At 64.7% G+C, this 22,932-nt stretch carries 24 protein-coding genes; 7 read left to right on the forward strand and 17 right to left on the reverse strand.

The features are described from left to right. The 6 genes from GU920_RS06025 to GU920_RS06050 form a co-directional block, all read right to left on the reverse strand. Positions 1–819, reverse strand: coding sequence for an NAD-dependent epimerase/dehydratase family protein (locus GU920_RS06025; protein ID WP_161766029.1), 819 nt, complete (start codon positions 817–819; stop codon positions 1–3). Further along, positions 816–2,021 (reverse strand): class I SAM-dependent methyltransferase, encoded by a 1,206-nt coding sequence (locus tag GU920_RS06030; RefSeq protein WP_161766546.1) that lies wholly within the window; start codon positions 2,019–2,021, stop codon positions 816–818. The genes GU920_RS06025 and GU920_RS06030 overlap by 4 nt, the downstream gene beginning before the upstream one ends. Positions 2,022–2,044: 23 nt before the next feature. After that, entirely contained in the window at positions 2,045–2,593 is a 549-nt protein-coding gene (rfbC, locus tag GU920_RS06035) for a dTDP-4-dehydrorhamnose 3,5-epimerase (RefSeq protein ID WP_161766030.1), read from the reverse strand. Continuing rightward, positions 2,590–3,639, reverse strand: coding sequence for a CDP-glucose 4,6-dehydratase (gene rfbG, locus GU920_RS06040; RefSeq protein WP_161766031.1), 1,050 nt, complete (start codon positions 3,637–3,639; stop codon positions 2,590–2,592). The genes rfbC and rfbG overlap by 4 nt, the downstream gene beginning before the upstream one ends. Further along, entirely contained in the window at positions 3,636–4,403 is a 768-nt protein-coding gene (gene rfbF / locus GU920_RS06045; protein ID WP_161766032.1) for a glucose-1-phosphate cytidylyltransferase, read from the reverse strand. Before rfbF ends, rfbG begins: the two co-directional genes overlap by 4 nt. A 69-nt stretch (positions 4,404–4,472) precedes the next feature. Next, positions 4,473–5,807, reverse strand: a complete 1,335-nt coding sequence (locus GU920_RS06050) for a glycosyltransferase family 2 protein (RefSeq protein ID WP_235933082.1) — start codon at positions 5,805–5,807, stop codon at positions 4,473–4,475. Between the two features lie 20 nt (positions 5,808–5,827). Here GU920_RS06050 and GU920_RS06055 point away from each other — a divergent pair, with 20 nt between their 5' ends. Continuing rightward, positions 5,828–6,664, forward strand: a complete 837-nt coding sequence (locus GU920_RS06055) for a glycosyltransferase family 25 protein (RefSeq protein WP_161766034.1) — start codon at positions 5,828–5,830, stop codon at positions 6,662–6,664. On the opposite strand, the gene GU920_RS06060 is transcribed toward GU920_RS06055, so the two are convergent. Further along, a complete protein-coding gene (locus GU920_RS06060; RefSeq protein WP_161766035.1) occupies positions 6,657–7,316 on the reverse strand; it encodes a peroxiredoxin in 660 nt (219 codons plus the stop codon). The two genes, GU920_RS06055 and GU920_RS06060, sit on opposite strands and share 8 nt — an antisense overlap. 274 nt (positions 7,317–7,590) lie before the next feature. On the opposite strand from GU920_RS06060, the gene GU920_RS06065 reads away from it, so the two are divergent. The 3 genes from GU920_RS06065 (at position 7,591) to GU920_RS06075 (ending at position 11,659) form a co-directional block, all read left to right on the forward strand. Further along, the gene (locus GU920_RS06065) at positions 7,591–9,039 is read left to right on the forward strand and encodes an aldehyde dehydrogenase family protein (RefSeq protein WP_161766036.1); all 1,449 of its coding nucleotides are present in this window, start codon (positions 7,591–7,593) and stop codon (positions 9,037–9,039) included. 183 nt (positions 9,040–9,222) lie between these two features. Continuing rightward, positions 9,223–9,549, forward strand: a complete 327-nt coding sequence (locus GU920_RS06070) for a DUF1330 domain-containing protein (RefSeq protein WP_161766037.1) — start codon at positions 9,223–9,225, stop codon at positions 9,547–9,549. Positions 9,550–9,679: 130 nt separating this feature from the next. Beyond that, positions 9,680–11,659, forward strand: a complete 1,980-nt coding sequence (locus tag GU920_RS06075) for an oxidoreductase (protein ID WP_161766038.1) — start codon at positions 9,680–9,682, stop codon at positions 11,657–11,659. 128 nt (positions 11,660–11,787) lie between these two features. Here the strand turns inward: GU920_RS06075 and GU920_RS06080 are convergent, their stop codons facing one another. The 8 genes from GU920_RS06080 to hspQ all read right to left on the reverse strand — a co-directional run bounded on the left by GU920_RS06080 (position 11,788) and on the right by hspQ (position 17,665). Next, positions 11,788–12,438: an RluA family pseudouridine synthase gene (locus tag GU920_RS06080; protein ID WP_161766547.1), complete on the reverse strand. Its 651-nt coding sequence runs from the start codon at positions 12,436–12,438 to the stop codon at positions 11,788–11,790. A gap of 5 nt (positions 12,439–12,443) precedes the next feature. Continuing rightward, a complete protein-coding gene (locus GU920_RS06085; RefSeq protein ID WP_161766039.1) occupies positions 12,444–13,340 on the reverse strand; it encodes a homocysteine S-methyltransferase family protein in 897 nt (298 codons plus the stop codon). 86 nt (positions 13,341–13,426) lie between these two features. After that, a complete protein-coding gene (locus GU920_RS19465) occupies positions 13,427–14,236 on the reverse strand; it encodes a GFA family protein (protein ID WP_235933085.1) in 810 nt (269 codons plus the stop codon). Continuing rightward, positions 14,236–14,706 (reverse strand): GAF domain-containing protein, encoded by a 471-nt coding sequence (locus GU920_RS06100; RefSeq protein ID WP_201743978.1) that lies wholly within the window; start codon positions 14,704–14,706, stop codon positions 14,236–14,238. The genes GU920_RS19465 and GU920_RS06100 overlap by 1 nt, the downstream gene beginning before the upstream one ends. A gap of 12 nt (positions 14,707–14,718) precedes the next feature. After that, entirely contained in the window at positions 14,719–16,296 is a 1,578-nt protein-coding gene (locus GU920_RS06105; RefSeq protein WP_161766040.1) for a gamma-glutamyltransferase family protein, read from the reverse strand. Between the two features lie 228 nt (positions 16,297–16,524). Beyond that, the gene (locus GU920_RS06110) at positions 16,525–16,935 is read right to left on the reverse strand and encodes an ATP-binding protein (protein WP_161766041.1); all 411 of its coding nucleotides are present in this window, start codon (positions 16,933–16,935) and stop codon (positions 16,525–16,527) included. Beyond that, positions 16,922–17,257: an STAS domain-containing protein gene (locus GU920_RS06115; RefSeq protein ID WP_161766042.1), complete on the reverse strand. Its 336-nt coding sequence runs from the start codon at positions 17,255–17,257 to the stop codon at positions 16,922–16,924. The genes GU920_RS06110 and GU920_RS06115 overlap by 14 nt, the downstream gene beginning before the upstream one ends. An 81-nt stretch (positions 17,258–17,338) precedes the next feature. Continuing rightward, positions 17,339–17,665 carry a heat shock protein HspQ gene (hspQ, locus tag GU920_RS06120; protein ID WP_161766043.1) on the reverse strand — a complete coding sequence of 109 codons (327 nt, stop codon included), beginning with the start codon at positions 17,663–17,665 and terminating at the stop codon, positions 17,339–17,341. An 84-nt stretch (positions 17,666–17,749) separates the two neighbouring features. Here hspQ and GU920_RS06125 point away from each other — a divergent pair, with 84 nt between their 5' ends. Beyond that, complete coding sequence (locus GU920_RS06125; RefSeq protein WP_161766044.1) at positions 17,750–18,631, forward strand: AEC family transporter; 882 nt, start codon at positions 17,750–17,752, stop codon at positions 18,629–18,631. A gap of 76 nt (positions 18,632–18,707) precedes the next feature. After that, complete coding sequence (locus tag GU920_RS06130; RefSeq protein ID WP_161766045.1) at positions 18,708–19,292, forward strand: transglycosylase SLT domain-containing protein; 585 nt, start codon at positions 18,708–18,710, stop codon at positions 19,290–19,292. A gap of 54 nt (positions 19,293–19,346) precedes the next feature. Here GU920_RS06130 and GU920_RS06135 read toward each other — a convergent pair whose 3' ends face one another. Next, the gene (locus GU920_RS06135) at positions 19,347–19,961 is read right to left on the reverse strand and encodes a LolA family protein (RefSeq protein ID WP_201744049.1); all 615 of its coding nucleotides are present in this window, start codon (positions 19,959–19,961) and stop codon (positions 19,347–19,349) included. Between the two features lie 354 nt (positions 19,962–20,315). On the opposite strand from GU920_RS06135, the gene GU920_RS06140 reads away from it, so the two are divergent. After that, positions 20,316–21,617: a D-amino acid dehydrogenase gene (locus tag GU920_RS06140; protein ID WP_161766046.1), complete on the forward strand. Its 1,302-nt coding sequence runs from the start codon at positions 20,316–20,318 to the stop codon at positions 21,615–21,617. Positions 21,618–21,798: 181 nt separating this feature from the next. Here the strand turns inward: GU920_RS06140 and GU920_RS06145 are convergent, their stop codons facing one another. Beyond that, positions 21,799–22,839: a lysine-2,3-aminomutase-like protein gene (locus GU920_RS06145; RefSeq protein ID WP_161766047.1), complete on the reverse strand. Its 1,041-nt coding sequence runs from the start codon at positions 22,837–22,839 to the stop codon at positions 21,799–21,801. Positions 22,840–22,932 lie beyond the last annotated feature (93 nt).

Consider the following 22,932-nt stretch of genomic DNA (forward strand, 5'->3'; position numbering starts at 1 on the left):
TTACACAACACTCGGCTCTCCGATGATGCAAGGCGGATCACCCGGCGTGTCAGGCCGCGCACCAAAATGCAGAAGGTCGCGCCGCCCGTATTCGTCAGCGATCCGGCGGGCCAGATCGGCCACCGACACAGGCACGCCGGAACAGATGTTCAGTGGCCCTTCGACACCTGACAGGGCGGCCTTGGCGATCCTGCGCCCTGCTTCGGCCACGTCAAGAAAATCCCGGATCTGTCGACCCGAGGTCAGTTCGGCAGGCTCCCCCGCCGCCAGACGAGCCCGGATATGCGGCACCAGACGACGCGCGTCTTCACCCTCACCATGCAGATAGAACAGTCGGCACCATGCGAAAGAGCGTCCTTCAAGCGCCATCAGCCGCGATAGCGTGAGGAAGGCCGAAGCCTTGGCTGCACCATAAAGCGTGCGCGGGGCCAGTGGCGTGGTGGTGCGAAGATAGCCAGCATCAAGATCATATTCGAAACAGGTTCCCACCCCGACGAAGCGCGCAACCCCGGCGGCCACAGCTGCCTGCGCCAGCCGCAGCGTCCCCGACAGGCAATCGAGGTTGCGTGGGGATTCGACATACTTGCCCGGCTCGGCGTACCAAGCCGCGTGCAGCACGATATCCATGCCATCGCATGCCTCGCGCAGAACGGCATCAGGCGTGGCAAACAGGTCATCCGTCCGCCAGACCTCCACACCGGCTGGTGCAGGCGCGTCTCCGCGCAGCACCAGCCTCACGCTGGCCCCTCCGTCAAGCAGGCGCTGCAGGATCTGGCGACCCACGAACCCCGTTCCACCGGTCAACAGGATGTGGGTCATACCACCCTCACCTCCGGCACGGCTGTCACGAAACGCGTGCCGCGTGCAGCCAACCCCGCCAGTTGCCCCCTCACCTCATCCGCGATGTTCCAAGGCAGGATCAGCAGGTAGTCCGGTCGCTGCTCTTCAAGCACCGAAGGTGGCAGGATGGGGATATGGCTGCCCGGCATCAGCTTGCCCTGTTTGGATGGGGCGGCATCACAGACAAAGGGCAGAAGGTCGGGCTTCACCCCGGCATAGTTCAAAAGCGTGTTGCCCTTCGCCGCCGCCCCATAGGCCGCGACGCGCTTTCCGTCGCGCTTGGCATCCAGAAGGAACCGCAGCAATCCGTTCTTCACCGCATCAGCCCGCACCTGAAACCCGGTGTAGAAATCGGCGCTGTCCATGCCGCGACGCCGCTCTTCCGCCAGCACGGCGCGCGCGGCCGCCGTCTCGGCATGGGTGGCACCCCTGTGGCAGCCGAACACGCGAAGGCTGCCGCCGTGGGTCGGCAATTCCTGAATATCAAAGATCCGCAGACCCGCCGCACCAAAGATCCGCGCGACGGTCAGCGCCGAAAGGTACGAGAAATGTTCGTGATAGACCGTGTCGAACTGGCAGAACTCCACCAGCCGCATCAGATGCGGAAATTCCAGCGTGATCACCCCCTCGGGCTTCAGCGCCGCCGCAAGGCCTGCCGTGAAATCGTTGATGTCGGGTACGTGGGCATAGACATTGTTGCCGGCGATCAGATCCGCTGCGCGACCCTGCGCCGCTAGCTGCCGGCCCAAGCTCTCGCCAAAGAATTCCCTGATCACCGGGATGCCCAGAGCCTCGGCCGCCGCTGCCGTGCTCGCGGTCGGTTCCACCCCAAGGCAGGGCACACCCGCCGCCACGAAGTTCCGCAGCAGGTAGCCGTCATTCGACGCCACCTCGATCACATGGCTGGCCGCGCCAAGGCCAAGCCGTGTGATCATGTCGGCGGCGTAGCGCGCGGCATGGTCAAGCCAGCTCTTCGAGGTGGAGGAGAAATAGGCATAGTCCGCATCGAAAAGCTGGTCCGCCTGCGCGAAATCCTCTGTCTGCACCAGCCAGCAGCTTTCACAAAACCGCAAACGCAAGGGAAAGGTCAGCTCTGGCGCATTCAGCCGGTCGGGGGAAAGATACGCATTCGACGGCGGCGCATGGCCGAGGTCCAAGAACACCTGCGGCAGGGGAGCCATGCAATGGCGGCAGGCGGGCAGGGTCATGTCCGTATCGGCTCCAGCATGTTCAACGTCGGAAAGGCGGCATCCCGCGCCGACATCTCCGTTACGCCAAGGGGCCAGTCCACCGCAACCCTGCCATCGTCCCAGCGCAGGCCGCCCTCATGCGCTGCGCTGTAAGGTGCCGAATGGAAGTACAGCATCTCCACATCCGGGGTCAGGGTCTGAAAGCCGTGGGCAAAGCCTTCGGGCACGCAGATCATCGTCCGGTTGGCCTCATCCAGCCGCTCACCATGCCAGCGTCCAAACGTCGGCGATCCCTCGCGCAGATCGACGATCACATCGAATATGGCGCCGCGGATGCACCGCAGCAACTTTGTCTCTGCCATTGGGGGACGCTGGAAATGCAGGCCCCGCAGCGTGCCTTTCTGCGCGGTAAAGGACGTGTTGCACTGAACCCATCCGGTCGCCAACCCCCGCGCCGCAAACTCCTCGGCGCAGAACAGCCGCGCGAAGAAGCCCCGCGCATCCCCGCGCGGTTCAAGCTCTACCCGATAGGCACCCGGCAGGGGCAGTTCGGTAAACCTCATCCCCCTGCCCCGAAATCCGCCACCTGCGCCCGCAACCGTTCAGCGGGATCCGTCCCCGCCGCAACATCCCGATACCAGCCCACCGTTTCCGCTACCGCCCGCGCGAAATCCCAGCGCGGTTGCCAGCCCAGTATTCGGCGCGCGCGTTCGATCGACAGGGCCAGTTGACCTGCCTCATGCGGGGCGGCGGGATCGGTCGCATCGGTCCAGTCCCCCGGCCAGTGTCGGCGCGCCTCTTCCACCAGCGCGCCCACGCTGCGCTGATCGGCGGATTCAGGCCCGAAATTGAAGCCGTCCTCGCCCTGTGCGCCCTCCGGCCCGGTCAGCCGCTCGGCCAGCATCAGATACCCTTCCAGCGGGTCCAGCACATGCTGCCACGGACGGACAGAATGGCGATTGCGCACCAGAAGCGGCCTGCCCGCCCCGAAGGCGCGCGCCAGATCGGGCAGGATGCGATCCTCGGACCAGTCGCCCCCGCCGATCACATTGCCCGCCCGCGCTGTGGCAACCTTCACGCCCGTGCCTGCAAGAAACGCCTTGCGCCAGCTTGCCGCCACCAGTTCCGTTCCGGCCTTGGACGCGGAATAGGGATCATGCCCACCCAATGGATCGGTTTCCCGATAGGGGTGTTCCCATTCGCGGTTCTCATAGACCTTGTCCGTCGTCACGACGACCACGGCACAGGGGGCATCCAGCGCGCGCACCGCCTCCAGCACATGCGCGGTGCCCATCACATTGGTCGCCCATGTCTCCAACGGCGCACGATAGGACCGCCGCACCAAAGGCTGCGCGGCCAGATGCAGCACGATCTGCGGCCGCACGTCGCGCAGGCGCGCTGCCACCAGACCGGCATCGCGGATATCGCCCAGTGCGTGATCCATGCGCGCCGCCAGACCAAGCTGGTCGAACAGCGCCGGCTGCGTCTCCGGTGCCAGCGCCAGACCCGCCACCTCGGCCCCGCGCGCCAACAGCATCTCGCACAGCCAGCTTCCCTTGAAACCGGTATGCCCGGTAACCAGAACCCGCCTGCCTTCCCAGAACGTCATTCCCACACCTTCCACGGTGCGCGGCCCTTGGCCCACAATTCCTCCAGCATGTTCTTGTCGCGCAGCGTGTCCATCGCCGCCCAGAACCCGCGATGACGGTACACAGCCAACTGCCCGTCGGCAGCAAGGCTCTCCAGCGGCGCGGCTTCCCACGGCGTTCCATCCCCGGCAATCCGGCCGATCACCGACGGCTCACAGACGAAAAAGCCGCCATTGATCCACTGCCCGTCGCCCACGGGTTTTTCAAGGAACCGCTCCACCCGGCCGTCAGCGATATCCAGCGCGCCATAGCGACCGGGGGGCTGGATCGCGGTCACCGTGGCGGCACAGCCCTCGGCACGGTGATGGGCGACCAGCGCGGTCACATCCACATCCGCCACCCCATCGCCGTAGGTCAGGCAGAAGGGGCCGTCGATGTAATCCGCAACCCGCCGCAACCGCCCGCCGGTCATCGTGGCCTCGCCCGTATCGACCAGCGTCACCCGCCAGGGTTCGGCCTTGCGGTGATGCACCTCCATCCGATTCTCGGCCATGTCGAAGGTGACATCGGACATGTGCAGGAAGTAGTTGGCGAAGTATTCCTTGATGACATAGCCCTTGTAGCCGCAACAGATCACGAAATCGGTGATCCCATGCGCGCCGTAGATCTTCATGATGTGCCACAGGATCGGCCGCCCCCCGACCTCGACCATCGGCTTGGGGCGCAGGTGCGATTCTTCACTGATCCGGGTTCCAAGGCCCCCGGCAAGGATTACGGCTTTCATCTCCGACTAGCCCTAGCATCTATGGGCTGCGCCGTCGCCAGAGCAGGCGAAAACACAGCTGGATTACAGTTACACGCGCTCTGACCAAGCTCGAAGCACCGTACGGCACAGCCTGTACGAATGAGAAGCAACCGAGCTTGTAGGACTGGGCGCCCCCTGCCCTGCGACCAGATGATCTACAAAGTTAGCCGCCTTGGAGATGTCCTGCATATGCGCACCTCCCGCCAATCTCAGCGAAGTTAGACGAAACTTCCTGCTCTCCGCTTCGGCTTCAGGCGATTTTTCTACATTGTTAGTGGTGGCGGCGTTCTCTGGCGGTATCACAATCTCTTCCCCCAGATGAGGATCACCAAGAAGTTCTCTGGCGAATTGAATGTGCTTGCCGACATCTGCAGGGGCGAGTCCCATGATGTCCCGTTTGACCCGCGACCACCAAGCTTGAGTATTTATCTCATCAGGAAAGCCATGACGCCGACACACATGCAAGAATGCATCAAGCTCCATCAGTGAAACCGAACGGCAGCCAGCAGGAAGAAATGAACCAATCTTGTCGCTTGCGGCCTCGGAAACAAACCTTGCAAATTCGCCACTCCCCTTCAGGTTGCTTGGCTGGACTCCGTCAGCGCCATTAGACCGCGGCGATGCGCCGCCTATTGAAATAGGAAATTTTGCGCGCACCATTCTGTTCTCTGCAAAGAACAGGTTTTGAAAGGATGCATAAACGTCAGGAACAACCGCATGAAAATAGGGCGCGCCATCTTTTGACACAGCCTGGTCTATCAGGCTTCGCGAAACAAATCCGTGATAAACATTTCCTCCAACGTGATAGTCAAAGAAATTGGCATCCCGTACACGCTGAATGATCTGGGCTGTGTTCACCGCTTCATAAAGACCGGTGACTTCTGCAAATCGAATCTTGATCGTACCACCGCTCTTTGGTGGCCAAGAATAGTTCATTTGGGGCCACTGAACGACAAGCGCATCGGTCGCATCAAGCAGAGCGTCCAAATAAGCCAGTCCATTGACGCTCACGGCATCATCGTCGCCGATTATGCATACATGGCTCCCAGTCGATGCGTCGAGAGCCCGCTCAAAGTTTGCCCGCATGGAAAGACGCTGCTCGGACCGGAGCCATCGCACATGCGTCGAACGAAAGCCCTCCATGACTTCGGCTGTTTCGTCCTCGCTGGCGTTGTCCGCGACAACCACCTCGAAGTCGCACCCTGACTTCCGGCCCGCGATCAAGGCAGATGTGATCGCGTGCCCAAGATATGCTGCCCGCGAACGCGTCGGTATCAGGATGCTGTACTTCCGACTGGACACCGAAACCTCCGACCTGAACGGGCTAGCCTGTGGACGGCCCACGGCTTCCTTACTACACAGGTTTTCCGGACGAGCAAACATCGGGCTGAGCGGAGGCCGAAATGACAGCGGGATATGTCTTCATCAACCTTGACCGCGAAGTGGACCGTTGCGCCCTGATGCTTCGCAGCGCGGCCGCTCTTGGGCTTCGCTTTGATCGCGTTTCTGCATGCGACCTCGCCACGCTTTCCACAAAACCGCCCATGGAATACGTGCCTTTCCAATTCAGAAACGAACGCTGGGCCCTGCGCCCATTCGAAACTGCGGTCTTTGAAAGTCACCGAAAAGCGTGGAAGGCCTTCCTGAGCACCGACAATCTCTTTGGTGTCATCATGGAAGATGACATCCTGTTCTCCCGGAACTTCGCCGATGATATGAAATCAATCACAAGTTCGGGTTTTGACTTTGACGTATTGAAAATCAACCACTCGATCCAGACACGCCGTATGGGGCCGCCACGGGCCATGGCAGGGGGCTTGAGTGTGCGCATGATTTACGAAAATATTGCTGACGCTGGCTGTTACATGTTGACCAGAAAGGCGGCAGAAGCGCTTCTTTCACAATCCCGAACCTATTCCTCTCACCTGGACGACTTCGTTTTCTCGCCTGATCGGAAATTGAAGACGTTTCAACTCTTTCCACCGAACTGCGCCCAGCTGATCTACTTTGACTCGGAACATCAGTCTCCTCAGATCTCAATAAGCACGCGCCTAAAGATTAAGGAAAGCATGCCGAAGGGTCCGCTGACCTTCCGTGTCTGGAAAGAACTTCGCCGTTTGGGTAAGCGCAGCCTGATCCGGCTGCGCTCATCACTGAACGGTGGAGAGGCCGTCGATCTCGCCGCGCTCCTGTCGGAATTCAAACCGATACAGACAGAACACGGCGAGCGGCTTACTTGACCCCCACCTTCGCAAACCGCAGATACGGCAGCTTGATATCCAGCGCGCCGAACCGCTCCTGCGCCTGTTCGTTGTTCAGGGACAGCGCAACGATCATGTCCTGACCGGGCACCCAGTTGGCAGGCGCGGCCAGCGGCACGCCGTCGGTCGCGCGCACCGCATCCAGCGCGCGCAGGATTTCGGCGAAGTTGCGGCCCACGCTCATCGGATAGGTCATGGTCAGCCGAACCTTCTTGTCCGGCCCGATGATGTAGACGGTCCGCACCGTGGCCGAATGGGCGGGCGTGCGCCCCTCGGTCGGCAGGTAGTAATCGGCAGGCAGCATGTCATAGGCCTTGGCCACCGTCAGGTCGCTGTCGTCGATGATCGGAAAATCCGCAGGCGCGCCGCCGAAGGCCTCGATGTCGCGCTTCCATTTCTCGTGGTCGGCCTTGCCGTCCACGGACACGCCGATCACCTTGGTGTTGCGCGCGGTCCATTCAGCGGCCAATTGCGCCACGGCGGCGAATTCGGTCGTGCAGACGGGGGTGAAGTCGCGCGGATGGCTGAAGATGATGCCGTAGCTGTCGCCAAGCCATTCATGGAACCGGATGGTCCCGGCGGTGGAGTCGGCGGTGAAGTCGGGCGCGGTGTCGTTGATGCGAACGGCCATGGGATTTCTCCTGTCGGTGTGACTGGCCCTTTAGATACGCGATAAGGAACAAGGTTTCACCCCCTGCCACCATCTTACCGCCAAAATAGGAAGGCGTTCCATGATTGATGCCCCCGGTAGACCATCCTTCTCTCTCCCCTCCGATGCAACGGGCCAACTTTCACGCCGCCCGGCACCTGCGCCATAGCCAGTCCGTCCGCGACAGTTTCTGTCGGTCTGCGGCTTGCCTCTGCCGCACCGCCCTGCCACCTTCCGCCCAACCCCGGAGGATTCCATGCTCATCAAGCGCGATTTCTACATCAACGGTCGCTGGACCGCCCCCCTCGCCCCGAATGACTGCGCGGTGATCGACCCCTCGACAGAAGACACCTGCGCCATCATCTCGCTTGGCTCGGCGGCCGATACCGATGCCGCCGTCGCCGCGGCCAAGGCCGCCTTCCCGGCCTGGGCCGCCACACCGCCCGCCACCCGCAAGCGTTATGTCGAGGCGATCCTCGCCCAGTACGAGGCGCGGGCCGAGGAAATGGCGCAGGCCATCTCCCTCGAAATGGGCGCCCCCATCGACATGTCGCGCAGCGATCAGGCGCCCTGCCTGCCGTGGCACCTGAAGAACTTCCTCACGGCCTTCGACCATATCGAATGGGTGCGCCCCCTCGGGCCCCATGCGCCGAACGACCGGATCGCGCTGGAACCCATCGGCGTGGTGGGCCTGATCACCCCGTGGAACTGGCCCATGAACCAAGTCACGCTGAAGGTGATCCCGGCGCTTCTTGCCGGATGCACCTGCGTGCTGAAACCGTCCGAGGAATCGCCGCTCTCCTCGCTCCTCTTCGCGGAATTCGTCCATGATGCGGGCGTGCCCGCGGGCGTGTTCAACCTTGTGAACGGCGATGGCATGGGCGTCGGCGCGCGGCTGTCGGAACACCCGGATGTCGAGATGATCTCCTTCACCGGGTCCACCCGCGCGGGCAAGGCGATCAGCAAGGCGGCGGCAGAGACGCTGAAACGCGTCACGCTGGAACTGGGCGGCAAGGGGGCGAACCTGATCTTCGCCGATGCCGATGACCGCGCGGTGGAACGCGGCGTGCGGCATTGCTTCAACAATTCCGGCCAGTCCTGCAACGCCCCCACCCGGATGCTGGTGGAACGCCCGGTCTATGACCGCGCGATCGAGATCGCCAAGCAGGTCGCTGAAAACACAAAGGTCGCCTCGGCCCATGAACCCGGTCGCCATATCGGCCCCGTGGTGAACAAGCGGCAATGGGATCAGATTCAGGGCTACATCCAGAAGGGGATCGAGGAAGGCGCGCGCCTCGTCGCCGGTGGCCTTGGCCTGCCCGAGGGGATGAACAAAGGCTATTTCGTGCGCCCCACCGTATTCGCCGATGTCAAACCCGGCATGACGATCGAGAAAGAGGAAATCTTCGGTCCCGTCCTGTCGATCATCCCCTTCGACACCGAAGCCGAGGCCGTCCAGATCGCCAATGACACGCCCTACGGCCTGACCAACTATGTCCAGTCGCAGGATGGCGCCCGCCGCAACCGTCTGGCCCGACAACTGCGCGCGGGCATGGTCGAGATGAATGGCAAATCCCGCGGCGCAGGGTCCCCCTTCGGCGGGGTCAAGGCCTCAGGCCGCGCCCGCGAAGGCGGCGTCTGGGGGATCGAGGAGTTTCTGGAGGTGAAGGCCATCTCCGGCTGGGACTCGGCGGTCACGCCCTGATCCGGCCCCTGCCCGCACAGGACATAAGGGCGCGGCCACAGCCCGCCCTCCACCCTATACGGTAGGATATGGACCATTCATCATCATTGAAAAAAGCTGCGGTTGCGCTTTGATTCGCCTCCGCTGGCCGCCACAGGCTGGTGATCAGACCAGCGCCCTTGAAACAACGGCAGGGAGCCGCCCATGGTCACTGTTCTGGCTTTCGTCACGCTTGCGGAAGACGCCCCCGAGGCACTCGCGGCCTATTTTCGCATCACCGACCCGCTCCTGAAACAGGTCGGCGCCAGAATCGTGAAACGCTTTGCCATCAACGATGTCGTCATCGGGAAAAAGCCGTCGCAAACCGTCGTCATGGTCGAATACCCGGATCGCGATGCCGTCGACAGGGTGTTCGGAAGCCTGGAATACGCCGCCGCGATCAAATACCGCGATCGCGCCTTTCTGGATTACGCCATCACCGTCATCGACGATCTCGATACGCCCCCGCTGCAGCAGCCCGCCACCCCCTGACGCGCGGCTTGCAGCCCTGTCCTGCGCCACCCATGCTGGCGTTTTCCGCCATGCGATGTCGCCCGCGCCCCTCACGCTGCGCCCGAACCCTCCGCTAGGCTGACCGCGCCCGCGACAAGGACGCCCCGTCATGCCCAGCCAGCACCCCCACCTCACCTCGCCCATCACGCTGCGCGGCACCACGCTGCGCAATCGCATCGTCTTTGGCGCGCATACCAACAACATGTCCGACATGGGCCTCCCCGGCCCGCGCACGCGGGGCTACATCACGGAACGCGCCAAGGGCGGCGCGGGGATGATCGTGATGGAACCCGTCCCCGTCCACCGCACGGGCGTCCTGACCCGTGGTAACTACCTGCATGGCACCGACGACATCATCCCCGCCTTCCGCCAGGTGACCGAGGCAGCAAGGGCCGAAGGCACCGTCATCCTGCAACAGCTCTACCATATCGGCGCCCATGGCGATTCCGATCTGTCCTTCCAACCCCACTGGTCCCCCTCCGGCCATGCCAGCTACCATGACAGCGACGGCTCCCACCGCATGACGGAACGCGAGATCGAGGAACTCATCGACGCCCACATCACCGCCGCCATCCGCTGCCAGAAAGCGGGTTTTCAGGGCGTCGAAGTCTGGGCCGCCTACCATTCCCTGCTGGATCAGTTCTGGACGCCGTGGTCCAACACCCGCGATGATCAATGGGGCGGCAGCCTTGAAAACCGCACCCGCTTTTCCCGTCGCATCATCGACGGCATCCGCCGCGCCTGTGGCGAGGATTTCATCCTAGGCCTCGCCGTCTCCACCTCCGATGCGCATGACGTGACCCTGTCTGTGGAAAGCCTCACCGAAATCGTCGCCCTCCACGATGCGACAGGCCAGATCGACTATGTCACCTGCGGCCATGGCGGATACCTCGATTTCGAACGGCTCATGCCCACCTTCCTCTTCGCCGAAAAACTCACCGCCCCCGTGACCGAAATCCTGAAAGGCGTGGTCAAACACGCCAAGATCACGTCCGAGGCGCATGTGCGGACGCCGGACAATGCCGAAACCATCCTCGCCTCCGGTCAGGCCGACATGGTGTCGATCGTGCGCGGCCAGATCGCCGATCCCCACCTCGCCGCAAAAACCATGGCAGGGCGCACCGATGACATCCGCGCCTGCATCTCCTGCAACCAGATGTGCTGGGGCCGCCGCTCGCGCGACTACTGGATCTCCTGCCTCATCAACCCCAGCGCGGGCCGCGAATGGGAATGGGGCGGCGACCGCTTCACCCCCGCCGCGCAACCCCGCCACATCCTCATCGTCGGCGCCGGCCCCGCGGGGCTAGAGGCCGCCCGCGCCGCCGCCGAACGCGGCCACCGGGTAGACATCGCCGAGGCCGCCCCCCAGATCGGCGGCCAGTTCCGCCTCGCGGGACTGCAACCCCGCCGCGCCCAGATCCTCGACCTCATGGGCTGGTACGAACGCCAATTCGCGCGCCTCGGCGTCACCCTCCACCTCAACACCTTCCTCGACACGGCCGACATCGCCAATCACCCAGCCGACACCGTCGTCCTCGCCACCGGCTCCCTCCCCGATCCGAACGCGAAACAGCGCTGGCTCCCCGCCCTGCCCCGCCTTCCCGGGCTTGAGAACGGCAATGTCTGGTCGGCCGAGGATGTGATGCGCCGCGAGGCCCGCCTTGGCGACACCGTCATCCTCTATGACGAAGGCGGCAACTGGCGCGGCGTGGGTACGGCCTGGCACATGGCCGAACAGGGCAAGAAGGTCATCCTCGTCACCCCCGATCCTTATGTCGGTAAAGAGATCACCCGCACCTCCGCCGACGCCCCCGCCCGCCAGCGCCTCGCCCGGCTTGGCGCGCAATTCGTCACCGAACATGTCATCACCCGCTGGCACGGCAATGGCGCAACCCTGCGCTCCGGCCTGACGGGCGAGGAAACGGTGATCCCCGCCTCCGCCCTGGTGATGGCCACGACCAACATCGCCTTTGACCCCTTCCCCGAAACCTTCGCAGGCAAACACACCCACCGTATCGGCGATTGCGCCGCGCCCCGGCAGGCCGCTTTTGCCTTTCATGAAGGCCGGAAACTCGCCCTTACCCTGTGACCTTCATCTTGGCCCAAATACCCAAACCCGCCGCGGCCACCCCCACCTCGGTCGCCTGAAGGCGCCCTCCCCTCCCCCGGATCCGGGGGAGGGGCTGGGGGAGGGGGCTGCGGGAGGGGGAATTCGCCTCAGAACGGGCAATCCGCCGCGAATTCCACCCATCCCCCGCCATCGGGATGATGCAGCCCCAGCCTCTCCGCATGCAGCATCAGCCGCGCGTGATCCCGCGCCGCAACCTCGGCATAGATCGGATCGCCAAGGATCGGATGGCCGAGCGACAGCATATGCACCCGGAGTTGATGGCTTCGCCCGGTCAAGGGGAACATCCGCACCCGCGTCTCCCCCTCGCCCCGCGACAGCACTTCCCACTCCGTCACCGCAGGCCGCCCCCGCTCAAAATCCACCTTCTGGCGCGGCCGATACTCCCAATCCGCGCAAAGCGGCAGGTCCACCCGGCCCCGATCCGGCCCCATCACCCCGGCCACCCGCGCGACATAGCTCTTCTTCGCCCGGCGCTTTTCGAATTCCTGCCCCAGAAACCCCTGCGCCGCTTTGTCCCGCGCAAAGATCATCACCCCCGACGTGTCGCAATCCAGCCGATGCACCAGCAGCGCGCCGGGGCGGAACGCCTCCAGCCGCGCCATCAGGCAATCCTCCCGCCCCTCCAGCTTTCCCGGCACCGACAGCAGCCCTGACGGCTTGTCCACCACGATGATCCGGTCATCCTCGAACAGGATCACTGGATCGCCGGCAGGCGGGTCATAGCTGAACTCGGGCAGCAGGCTCACACCACCCGATGCCCCGCGGCCCGCAGAGCCGCCGCCAGCGCGCTGATATGCGCAGGCCCCACCTCGCAGCAGCCGCCCACGATCGTCGCCCCCTGCGCCACCCAGCCCATGGCGAAATCCACGTATTTCTCGGGCGTCAGGTCATGGCGATGGGTCAGCGCCGCCACCGTCGGCGCATCCTCCAGAAACCCGTCCGAAATATGGGTGAACCCGTTCGCATAGGCGCCAAAGGGCAGGCCGAAACCCTTCACCACCTCCATCGCCGCCGCCATCGCCTCGGGCACCGAACAATTCACCAGCACCGCCGCCGGACGGTATTCGTCCACGACCCGCTTCAGATCAGCCAGCGGCTCCTCCGACCGCAGGCGCGTGCCGTCCCGGTCATGCACGGTGACCGACAGCCAGACGGGCTTGCCCCCCGCCTGCGCGCCCTTCACGGCGCCTTCCGCCTGCGTCACGCTGGCCATCGTCTCGCACAGGATCACATCCACCTGCGGGCCAAGGATCGCAGCGATTTCGGCGTATTTCGGCGCGGCCTCCTCCACCGGCAGGGTCACGTCGGCCCGATAGGTGGCGACCAGCGGCCCCATCGACCCGGCCACCTGGCCCGATCCATGCGCCGCCCGCGCCGCCACCGCCTCGGCCACCGCCTTGTGATGCAGATCGCGGAACAGGTGATCCAGATCGAACCGCTCCAGCCGGTCATGATGGATGGCATAGGTATTCGTCGTGGCCACCGTCGCGCCCGCCGCGAAGTAATCGTCGTGGATCGCCCGCACCAGATGGGGATGGTCCAGCATCACTCGCGTCGCCCACAGCGGCGTCGGCTCATCCCCCGACCGCGCCACCAGTTCCTGCCCCATGCCCCCGTCCAGAAGCGTGATATCCGCCATGCTGCCATCTCCAGTGCTTTGTGCCACCTATCCCCGGCACGGGCCTGAGCGCAAGCCGCCACATCGGCGGGGGATGCGGGCGCAGATCAGCCCCAGCCCCCGAACTGTGGCAGGCCATCATCCAGCGCGTAATACGCCCCCTTCTCGGCCACGAAGATATGCGCCACCAGCCGCCCGCCCGTCGGCCCGTCCACCGCCCCCGCCTCTACCGAAAAGCCGCCATCCCCCGCACGGAACCACAGGCTCGACCCGCAGCCGGAACAGAACCCCCGCACCCCGCCGCCCGGCGTGCGATACTCGGCCAGCCCCTCCCGCGACACCCATTCCACCGCCGCCTCCTCCACATCGAACGACGCCGAATAATGCCCCGAAAGGCTGCGACACTGGTGGCAATGGCAGGCCGTGACATCCCCCGCAGGCCCCGGCAGGCTGAACCGGCAAGCCCCGCACAGGCAGGACGCCATCAGACGATCCGGCGCCACCGATGTCTTCGGGGGCGGCCCCTCGGGCGCATAGTAATCACCGGCATCCTCTGGATAGATATGGCCAGACACCCGGATGCCTGCCTCCCCCTCCAGCGCGCCGGGCGAAAAGCTGATCGCGTGCTCCTCGGGGGCGCCCCAGTCAAAGACCGCATCCGCCTCCGGCAGCCAGAACAGCGTCGCCCCACAGTCCCCGCAGAACCCCCGCTGGGCTATAGGCGAGGACCGATACCACCGCAGCCCCCGCGCCTCTGTCACCCGCCAGCGCGCCACGGGAACCGACGCCGCCGCCCAGTAATGCCCGCTCACCTTGCGGCACTGGCTGCAATGACAGGCCAGCGCATCGCGGATGGGTCCCTCCACCTCGAACCGCACCGCACCGCAGTGGCACCCGCCGGGAAAGACCTGCCCCATCAGACCGCCTCCCGGAACACCTCGGCCAGCAGGGGGACAAGCCACGCCTCGTCCGCCGCGGTAAAGGCCGCCGGCGTATCGCTGTCCAGGTCGAGCACGCCCAGCAACACCCCCGCCCCGTTCCAGACCGGCAGCACCAGCTCCGACCGGGTGGAAGACGAACAGGCGATGTGATCGGGAAACGCCTCCACATCCGGCACGTTCTGAACCTGCCCAGTTCGCGCCGCCGCCCCGCAGACGCCGCGCGAAAACGGGATGACCAGACAGCCATGCCCGCCCTGATACGGCCCGATCTTCAAAAGCTCCGGCCCGACCACGCGGTAAAACCCCGTCCAGTCGGCATAGGGGTGGTGATGGTGGATCTCGCACACCACCGTCGCCATCAGCGCCACCGTATCCGTCTCGCCCGCGCACAGCGCCCGGATGGCCGTCGTGATCGCCTCATAATCCACCTTGTTGCCGTCCAGCATCCGAAGCCCCCGTCAATAGCCCAGCGCGCAGCCATCCTTGCGGGGGTCCGATGCCCCCACCAGCACCCCATCCGCCCCGATCAGGATCGCCTGACAGCCCCCGATCGGCTCTTCCGGGATCGACACGGCATGGCCCATCTCCGCCAGCCGCGCGCGCACGGCATCGGAATAGCCCCGCTCTACCAGCATCCCATCCACCCCGGTAAAGCAGCGCGGCGCATCGTTCGCCTCCTGCGGTTCCAGACCGTAATCCACCATATTGGTGACAAAACGCGCATGTCCGCAGGGCTGATAGGCCCCGCCCATCACACCAAAGGGCATGATCACCCGCCCGTCGCGCTTCAACATGCCAGGGATGATCGTGTGCATCGGCCGCTTGCCCGGCCCGGCCTCATTGGCATGGCCCGCCTCCAGCGTGAAGCCCGCCCCCCGGTTCTGGAAATTGATCCCGAACCGATCCGACGCCAGCCCCGACCCGAACCCCCAGAAGATCGAATAGATCAGGCTGACCGCCATCCGATCCTTGTCCACCACGGTGATATAGATCGTGTCCTTGTGCACCGCCTCCGTCAGCGGCGCAGCCGCGGGCATCGCGCGATCCATGTCGATCAGCGCCGCCAGCCGCGCCGCCGTTTCGGGGGCAAGCATATGGGCCAGCCGTGTGGTGTGATCGGGGTCCGCGATAAAGCGGTTGCGCGCGTCATAGGCCAGCTTGGTGGCCTCGGCCTCGATATGGGCGCGCTCGGCCCCGAACGGGTCCATCGCGCCCAGATCGAAATGCTTCAGGATGTTCAGCATCAGGATCGCCGTCGCGCCCTGCCCGTTCGGCGGATGCTCGACCAGATCCACCCCCTTGTAATCGCCGATCACGGGGCTGGTATAGTCGCAGGCCACGCCCGCGAAATCCTCCAGCGTATGGCTGCCGCCCAGCGCGCGAAGCGACGCGACCATGTCCTCGGCCACCTCGCCCTCATAGAACCCCTTCCGCCCGTCGCGCGCGATGCGGCGCAGCACCTCGGCCTGTCCGGGGGCGCGGAAGATCGCGCCCACCTTGGGCGCGGCCCCGTCGATCAGGTAATGCTTGCGCGCCGCGCCCTGCAGGTGGTCGGAATCGCCCGCCCAGTCAAAGGCCACGCGCGGGGCGACCGGCACGCCCTCTTCGGCATAGCGGATCGCCGGCGCCAGCACGGCATCCAGCCCCAGCTTGCCCCAATCCGCCGACAGGCGGCAAAAGGCATCCACCGCGCCGGGCAGGGTGACAGCCTCCACCCCATTCGTCGGCACCACCGTCATGCCTTTGGCGCGCATCGCCTCTGCCGAAAGGCCCGCCGGGGCGCGGCCAGACCCGTTCAACGCGATCACATCCTCGCGCCCTGCGGGTTTCAGCAGGACAAAGCAATCGCCGCCGATCCCCGTCATCTGCGGCTCGCAGATGCCCAGAAGCACCGCGCCTGCAATCGCGGCATCCACCGCATTGCCGCCCCGCTCCAGCACATCGACCGCCACCTTCGCCGCCAGCGGGTGCGACGTCGCGCACATTCCGTTGGCGGCATGAACGGCCGACCGGCCCGGCATCTGAAAATCGCGCATCCTGTTCCTCCTCATCTTGAGGGAAACTAGGCCCCGCGCGCCGGGATGCCAAGCCGAAGATCAGGCCCCCGTTCTGGCCCCCGTTCTGGGCCGCTTACTGGGCCGCTTACTGGCCGGGATTGCCGCTTCCGCATCTGCCACCCGACAGCCATCCCCTGCCGCCTGCCAGACCGCACAGATTACGCCGCCCTTTCACCCGCCCATCCCCACGTCACGGCGGGATGCCCGTTACAGGCGCGCCGGCCGCACCTGCACCGTCACTACGTTGAACCCCCCTCGGCGCCGCAGTTCCAGCCGGTCCGTCAACGCCCGGATCAAGGGCCAGCCAAAGCCGCCCTCTGCTGCCACCTCGGGCATGGCCGCGCCAAGACAGGCGGATGGCGGCGGATGCAGGGCGCGATCCACGATCCGCCAGTCCCGCCCACTGCGCTGCAACCCGGGGCTCACCCCGATCCATCCCGGATCGCCGCCATAGCCGTGTTCCACCACATTGTTCAGCACCTCTGCCAGCACCAACAGGGTGCAGTCCCGCTCCTCCTCGCTCAGACCGGCGAGCTCGGGCCCCTCCGCCAGCGCCGTCAGCAGGGCGCGCACGGCCCCGGGGTCGGCGGCAATGACGTGACGCTCACGCCGTCGCACGCAGCGCATCGCCCAGCCCGGCGTGGATGGTGAACATGCGGTCCATCCGCGTCAGCCGGAACACCCGCTCCACCGCCGTGGTCAACCCGGCCAGTTCCAGCACCTGCCCCTGTCGCAGGAACCGCTGCACGGCGACCACCGCGCCCAGCCCGCTCGAATCCAGAAATCCCACGGCCGACATGTCCAGCACCACCCGGGCCTGTCCCGCCTCCAGCGCCGATTTCATCGCATCCTTGAACATCACCGCCGCCATGGCATCCAGCCGCGCCCCGGCCGGGCGCACGATGGTGACCGCCCCTTCACTCGTGACAGAAAGCTCCATCCCTCAGCCCCTTTGATCGCATCGGGGACAGCAAAACCGGAAATGATGAAAAGCTGGTAAGCGGCCCCGGGCGGCGCGCGATCAGTTCAGCTGGAACTGCAGGGGATAGCGCCCATCCTCGAAATCGCCGAACAGATCGGGCAGATCGGGATGGCCAACCGGCTCGCCCGTCTCGTCGGGCAGAAGGTTCTGCTCGGACACATAGGCGATGTAATAGCTCTGCTCATTCTCAGCCAGAAGATGATAGAAGGGCTGATCCTTCGAAGGACGGCTGTCCTCGGGGATCGCGTCATACCATTCCTCGGTGTTCGAAAACCGCGGATCGACATCAAAGATCACGCCGCGGAAGGGATGCTTCCGATGCCGGACCACCTGCCCGATGTGAAATTTTGCCGCCGCAGTGAACATGACATTGCTTCCCTTGAATTCATTTACTAATCCCTCACCCGGTCGCTTGTCCATCCGGCAGGTGGACCAGCAGGGAAACAGTCTGTGAACCTTGTCCTTACAGTGCTCGAGATCGTGGCCCCCGTGGGGCTGCTTGGTCTGGTAGGCTTTGTCTGGGTGCGCGCAGGCTTTGAATACCGGATGGAGTTCATCACCCGCCTGTGCATGACGCTCTCCGTCCCGGCCCTCGTCTTCACCGCGCTGATGAAGACCGAGATCGACCCCGCCGCCCTGACCTCGGTCGTCTTTGCCGCCGCGCTAGCCTATGGCGCGCTGACGCTAGCCTTCTGGGGGCTGACCGCGATCATGGGGCTGGATCGCCGCACCTTCCTCGCCCCGCTCATCTTCGGCAATACGGGCAATGTCGGCCTGCCGCTCGCGCTTTTCGCCTTCGGGCAGACGGGGCTCGGCTACGCGGTCGTCGTCTTCGCCGTGATGATCCTGTGGAGCTTCACCTTCGGCGTCTGGATCGTGGCCGGGGGCGGATCACCCGCGCGCCTGTTGCGCGAACCGATCATGGGCGCCACGCTGCTGGGGGGCCTGTTCCTCTGGCAAGGCTGGCAGACACCCGCCTGGCTGACCAACTCTCTCGATCTGATCGGCCAGATCGCCATTCCCCTGATGCTGATCACGCTGGGCGTCGCCGTGGCCCGGCTGAACGCGCGCCGCCTTGGCCACGCGCTCTGGCTCTCGGCCCTGCGCTCGGCCATCTGCCTTGGCATCGCGCTTGGCGCGGGGCTCCTCTTCGGCCTGCCGCCGGTGGCTTTGGCCGTGCTGATCCTGCAAGTCACCACCCCGGTTGCGGTGACCTCCTACATGCTGGCCGAAAAATACGGCGCCGATGCCGAATCCGTGGCAGGCCTTGTCATCGCCTCCACCCTCCTGTCGGTGATCACACTTCCGCTCACTCTCGCCTTTCTGATCTGAAAGGCCGCGATCCGGCATTCCCCCCGGGCGGCTTTTGCCTTATTCTCCCCGCAAAATATAAAAGTGCGAGGGGCAAATGAGCAGACTTCTTCGCGCGTCGATCCTGTTGATGTTGCTGGCCTCCTGCGGGGGCGGCAACTATTCGGCGCCACGCAACCTGGACAACGCCTGCGCCCTCGTGGCCGAGCGTCCGGCCTATTTCCGCGCCATGAAGGATACCGAACGCCGCTGGGGCATCCCGGTCCATGTCCAGATGGCGACCTTCCATCAGGAATCCAAATTCATCGGCAATGCCCGCACCCCCCACCGCTATGCCTTGGGCGTCATTCCGATGGGGCGGCAATCCTCGGCCTATGGCTACAGCCAGGCGCTCGACGGCACATGGGAAGAGTATCAGGAGGAACAGCGCAGGTTCCGCGCGCGCCGCGACCGGATCGACGATGCCGCCGATTTTATGGGCTGGTACATGAATGCCTCTACCGAACGGCTGGGCATTTCCAAATGGGATGCACAGGCGCAATACCTCGCCTATCACGAAGGGCGCACGGGTTACGCCAACCAGTCCTACCTGAACAAGCCATGGCTGATGGACGTGTCGGCCCGCGTCGCCGAACGGGCCGAGATGTACCGCGCCCAACTGGCCAGCTGCGGACGCGCCTAAGAACGACGCCTGAACCCCGGGGCCTCAACCCCGGGTGCTCCCCCGCCCAGTGGATCAGCGCGTCTTGCGCCGGTCCACCTCGGCCGCGATGTTGAACAGCGACGGCGGCAGGTTGCCGCCCAGAACCATGCGGTCCAGCACGACGGTCGTCCGGCTGCCCAGATCATCGGTGATGATCCACTGCGCCAGCGTGACGGGATTGTTCAGAAACACCAGCTCGATCGTCCCGTATTCGGGATAGTCGGGATCCTGCGCCACCACGCGCGTGGTGTTGTCGGCCTCGTAATGCCCCACCACCATCCGCGCCCGCCCCAGATCCACCCGCTCCGCCAGGATCAGGTTCAGCGGCGTCCGCCGCAGCGGATATTGCTCGGGCGGCTGGTTCGACTTGGAATCGAAGATCGCCACCTGCCCGCCCCCGGCCAGCACAAGGCTGCGATCCGGCGGGGCATATTCAAACCGCACCCGTCCCGGGCGCCGGATATACAGCTTCCCCTGCGACCGCGACCCGTCGGCATTCACCTGCGTGAAATCGGCCTCGGCCGTCGTCAGGCTGTTCAGGTAATCGCTCAAGGCCGCAAGCGGAACGGGTTCCGCCCGGGCGGGAAGGCCAAGCATGGCAAGGGCAAGCGGGGCGAACGGGGCCACAAGGGCAGTACGACGGTTCATCATCATGCCTGCAATATATCGCCTCGGCCCCGCGCTTGCATCCCCGGCAGGCGGGATGTTGCGATCTTGTGCCGATGCTGTGAAGCGGCGTGACACCAGATGTTCGGCAGTTTTCACGCGCGATTGCCGATTCTCTGGGCAGATTATGAACGCAGAAACATCCGCCAAGACCGACATTCGCCGCAGATCGTTCGCGAATTTATGGCTTAGAATGAAGATTTCTTCGACTATTACTGAAAATTAGATGAATTTCTTGCATCCACCCCCTCTCCGCCCCCAATTTTCACAAGCACCTTCCGCATCGCCTGCGGCATCTTCTGTCCATCCCGGAAACCCCTTGATGGAGCGGCGAAGATGAAGGTCGTGGTACTTGGCGCAGGCGTGATCGGCGTGACTTCGGCCTGGTATCTGGCGCGTGCCGGCCATGACGTGACGGTGATCGACCGTCAGCCCGGCCCGTCGCTGGAAACCTCCTTCGCGAACGCGGGCGAAATCAGCCCCGGCTATTCCTCGCCCTGGGCCGCGCCCGGCATCCCGATGAAGGCCATCAAGTGGATGTTCATGAAACACGCCCCCCTGATCATCCAGCCGCGCCCCGATCTGCACAAGCTGGGCTGGATGGCGCGGATGCTGGCCAATTGCACCACCGCCGCCTATCAGGAAAACAAGCGCCGCATGGTGCGCTTGGCCGAATATTCGCGCGATTGCCTGATCGACCTGCGCGCCGAAACCGGCATCACCTATGACGAACGCACCCAAGGTACGCTGCAACTGTTCCGCACGCAGAAGCAGGTGGACGGCGCCGCCAAGGATATCGAGGTGCTGCGCGCCGATGGTGTCCCGTTCGAGGTGCTGGATCGTGACGCCTGCATCAAGGCCGAACCCGGCCTCGCCGCCGCCCGCGACAAGATCGCCGGGGGCCTGCGCCTGCCGGGCGATGAAACGGGTGACTGCTTCAAATTCACCAACGCGCTGTCGGACATGGCCGCCGCCCTTGGCGTGACCTTCCGCTACGGCGTCTCCATCGACGGGCTGGAACAGGAGGCAGGCCGCATCAGCGCCGTCCACACCTCCGCGGGCCGCATTACCGCGGATGCCTTTGTCGTGGCGCTGGGCAGCTATTCGCCCTTCCTCGTCGCGCGCTTCGGGATCAAGCTGCCGGTCTATCCGGTCAAGGGCTATTCGATCACCGTCCCGATCGTGGATGCAGACCGCGCCCCCGTCTCCACCGTGATGGACGAAACCCACAAGATCGCCATCACCCGGCTGGGCGACCGTATCCGCGTGGGCGGCATGGCTGAAATCGCGGGCTTTGATCTGTCGCTGAACCCCAAGCGCCGCGCGACGCTGGAACATTCCGTCGAAGACCTGTTCGGCGGCGCGGGCGATCAGTCGCGCGCCAGCTTCTGGACGGGCCTGCGCCCGATGACGCCCGATGGCACCCCCATCGTCGGCCGCTCCACGATCCCCAACCTGTTCCTGAACACCGGCCACGGCACGCTGGGATGGACCATGGCCGCAGGGTCGGGCCGGGTGCTTGCCGATATCCTCTCGGGCAAGATGACCGAGATCGAAAGCGCCGATCTGGGTTACGGGCGCTATCTCAAGGCCCGCGCGGCAAAGCCCGCGGGCTTCGGGGCGGCTCAACCGGCCTGACCCTTTCCCCGCGCGCAGCGTTTCCCCATCGCGCCCCTCCCTCCCCCGGCACGGGGGAGGGTCGGGGAGGGGGTATCAGCATCCCCGCGACCAGTTTAACCTTTACGCGCCCTTCGACCACCGCCCGCTGCGTGCATACGCTTTGCTGCACTGCGCTGCTGCACCAGTGGCTGCACGCCCGTCACCGCTCGGGATCGTGGTAAACATGCACGCCACCCTGCCAGTCGGTGATCCGCCAGCGCCCCCCGCCCAAGGGCTCCGCATGATCCCGCACCAGCGGCACTTTTCCAAAACCACCGGGGATATCAATCACATAAGTCGGCAACAGCGTCCCGCTCACCCGCCCCCGCAGCCCGGCCATCAGGGCCTGCCCTTCGGCAATCGTGGTGCGAAAATGCGATGTCCCCTTCGCCAGATCGCAATGGTGCAGATAATAGGGCTTCACCCGACACCCGATCAGCTTCCGGAACAACCCTTCCAACGCCGCCACGCTGTCATTCACCCCACGCAGCAGAACCGATTGGGAAAGCAGGGGAATTCCCGCCTCTACCAGCCGGGCCAGCGCCGCCTCGGCGCACGCGGTGATCTCTTGCGCATGGTTCGTATGCACCACGATCCAGACCGAAGCCCGCCCCTTCAGCGCCGAAACCATCGCATCCGTTACCTTTTCTGGCGCGACGACGGGTATCCGCGTGTGAATCCGCACCACATCGACATGGGCAATATCGCCCAGCCGATCCATCAACCCCTTGATACGGCGTGCAGAAAGCACCAGCGGGTCACCGCCCGTCAGGATCACCTCGCGGATCGCCGGATTAACCGCGATGTAATCCAGCGCGGCCATAAGGTCACTTTCCGGCAGGCTCCCCTCTTCACCCACCGCCTCACGACGAAAACAGAAACGGCAATAGACCGCGCAGGTCTTGGTCACATGCAGGATCACGCGATCCGGGTAACGATGTGTTAACCCTTTCACCGGGGCATGGGCCTCGTCGCCGATGGGATCGGCCAATTCCTCGTCGCGGATGGTCAGTTCCGCGACATCCGGCACGAACTGCCGCGCCACGGGATCATCCGGCGCGGCCATGGCGGCCTGCATCGCGCCGGTCACCCGGATGCGGAAGGCCGCCTCCACGGGTGCAAGGGCCGGCGCGGCGGTGGCCGGAACCAGCCCCGCCCCCACCATGTCCTCCAGCCCGTTGATCGCCCGCAAGACCTTCATCGCACGCCCTTTTCCTGCAAGCGCCGCACCTAGCAACAGGTCAGGAAAAGCACAAGGCCGCCCCGAAGGACGGCCCTGTGTTAACGAATCCTT

It is taken from the genome of Paragemmobacter ruber (assembly GCF_009908315.1).
GTDB lineage: Bacteria > Pseudomonadota > Alphaproteobacteria > Rhodobacterales > Rhodobacteraceae > Paragemmobacter > Paragemmobacter ruber.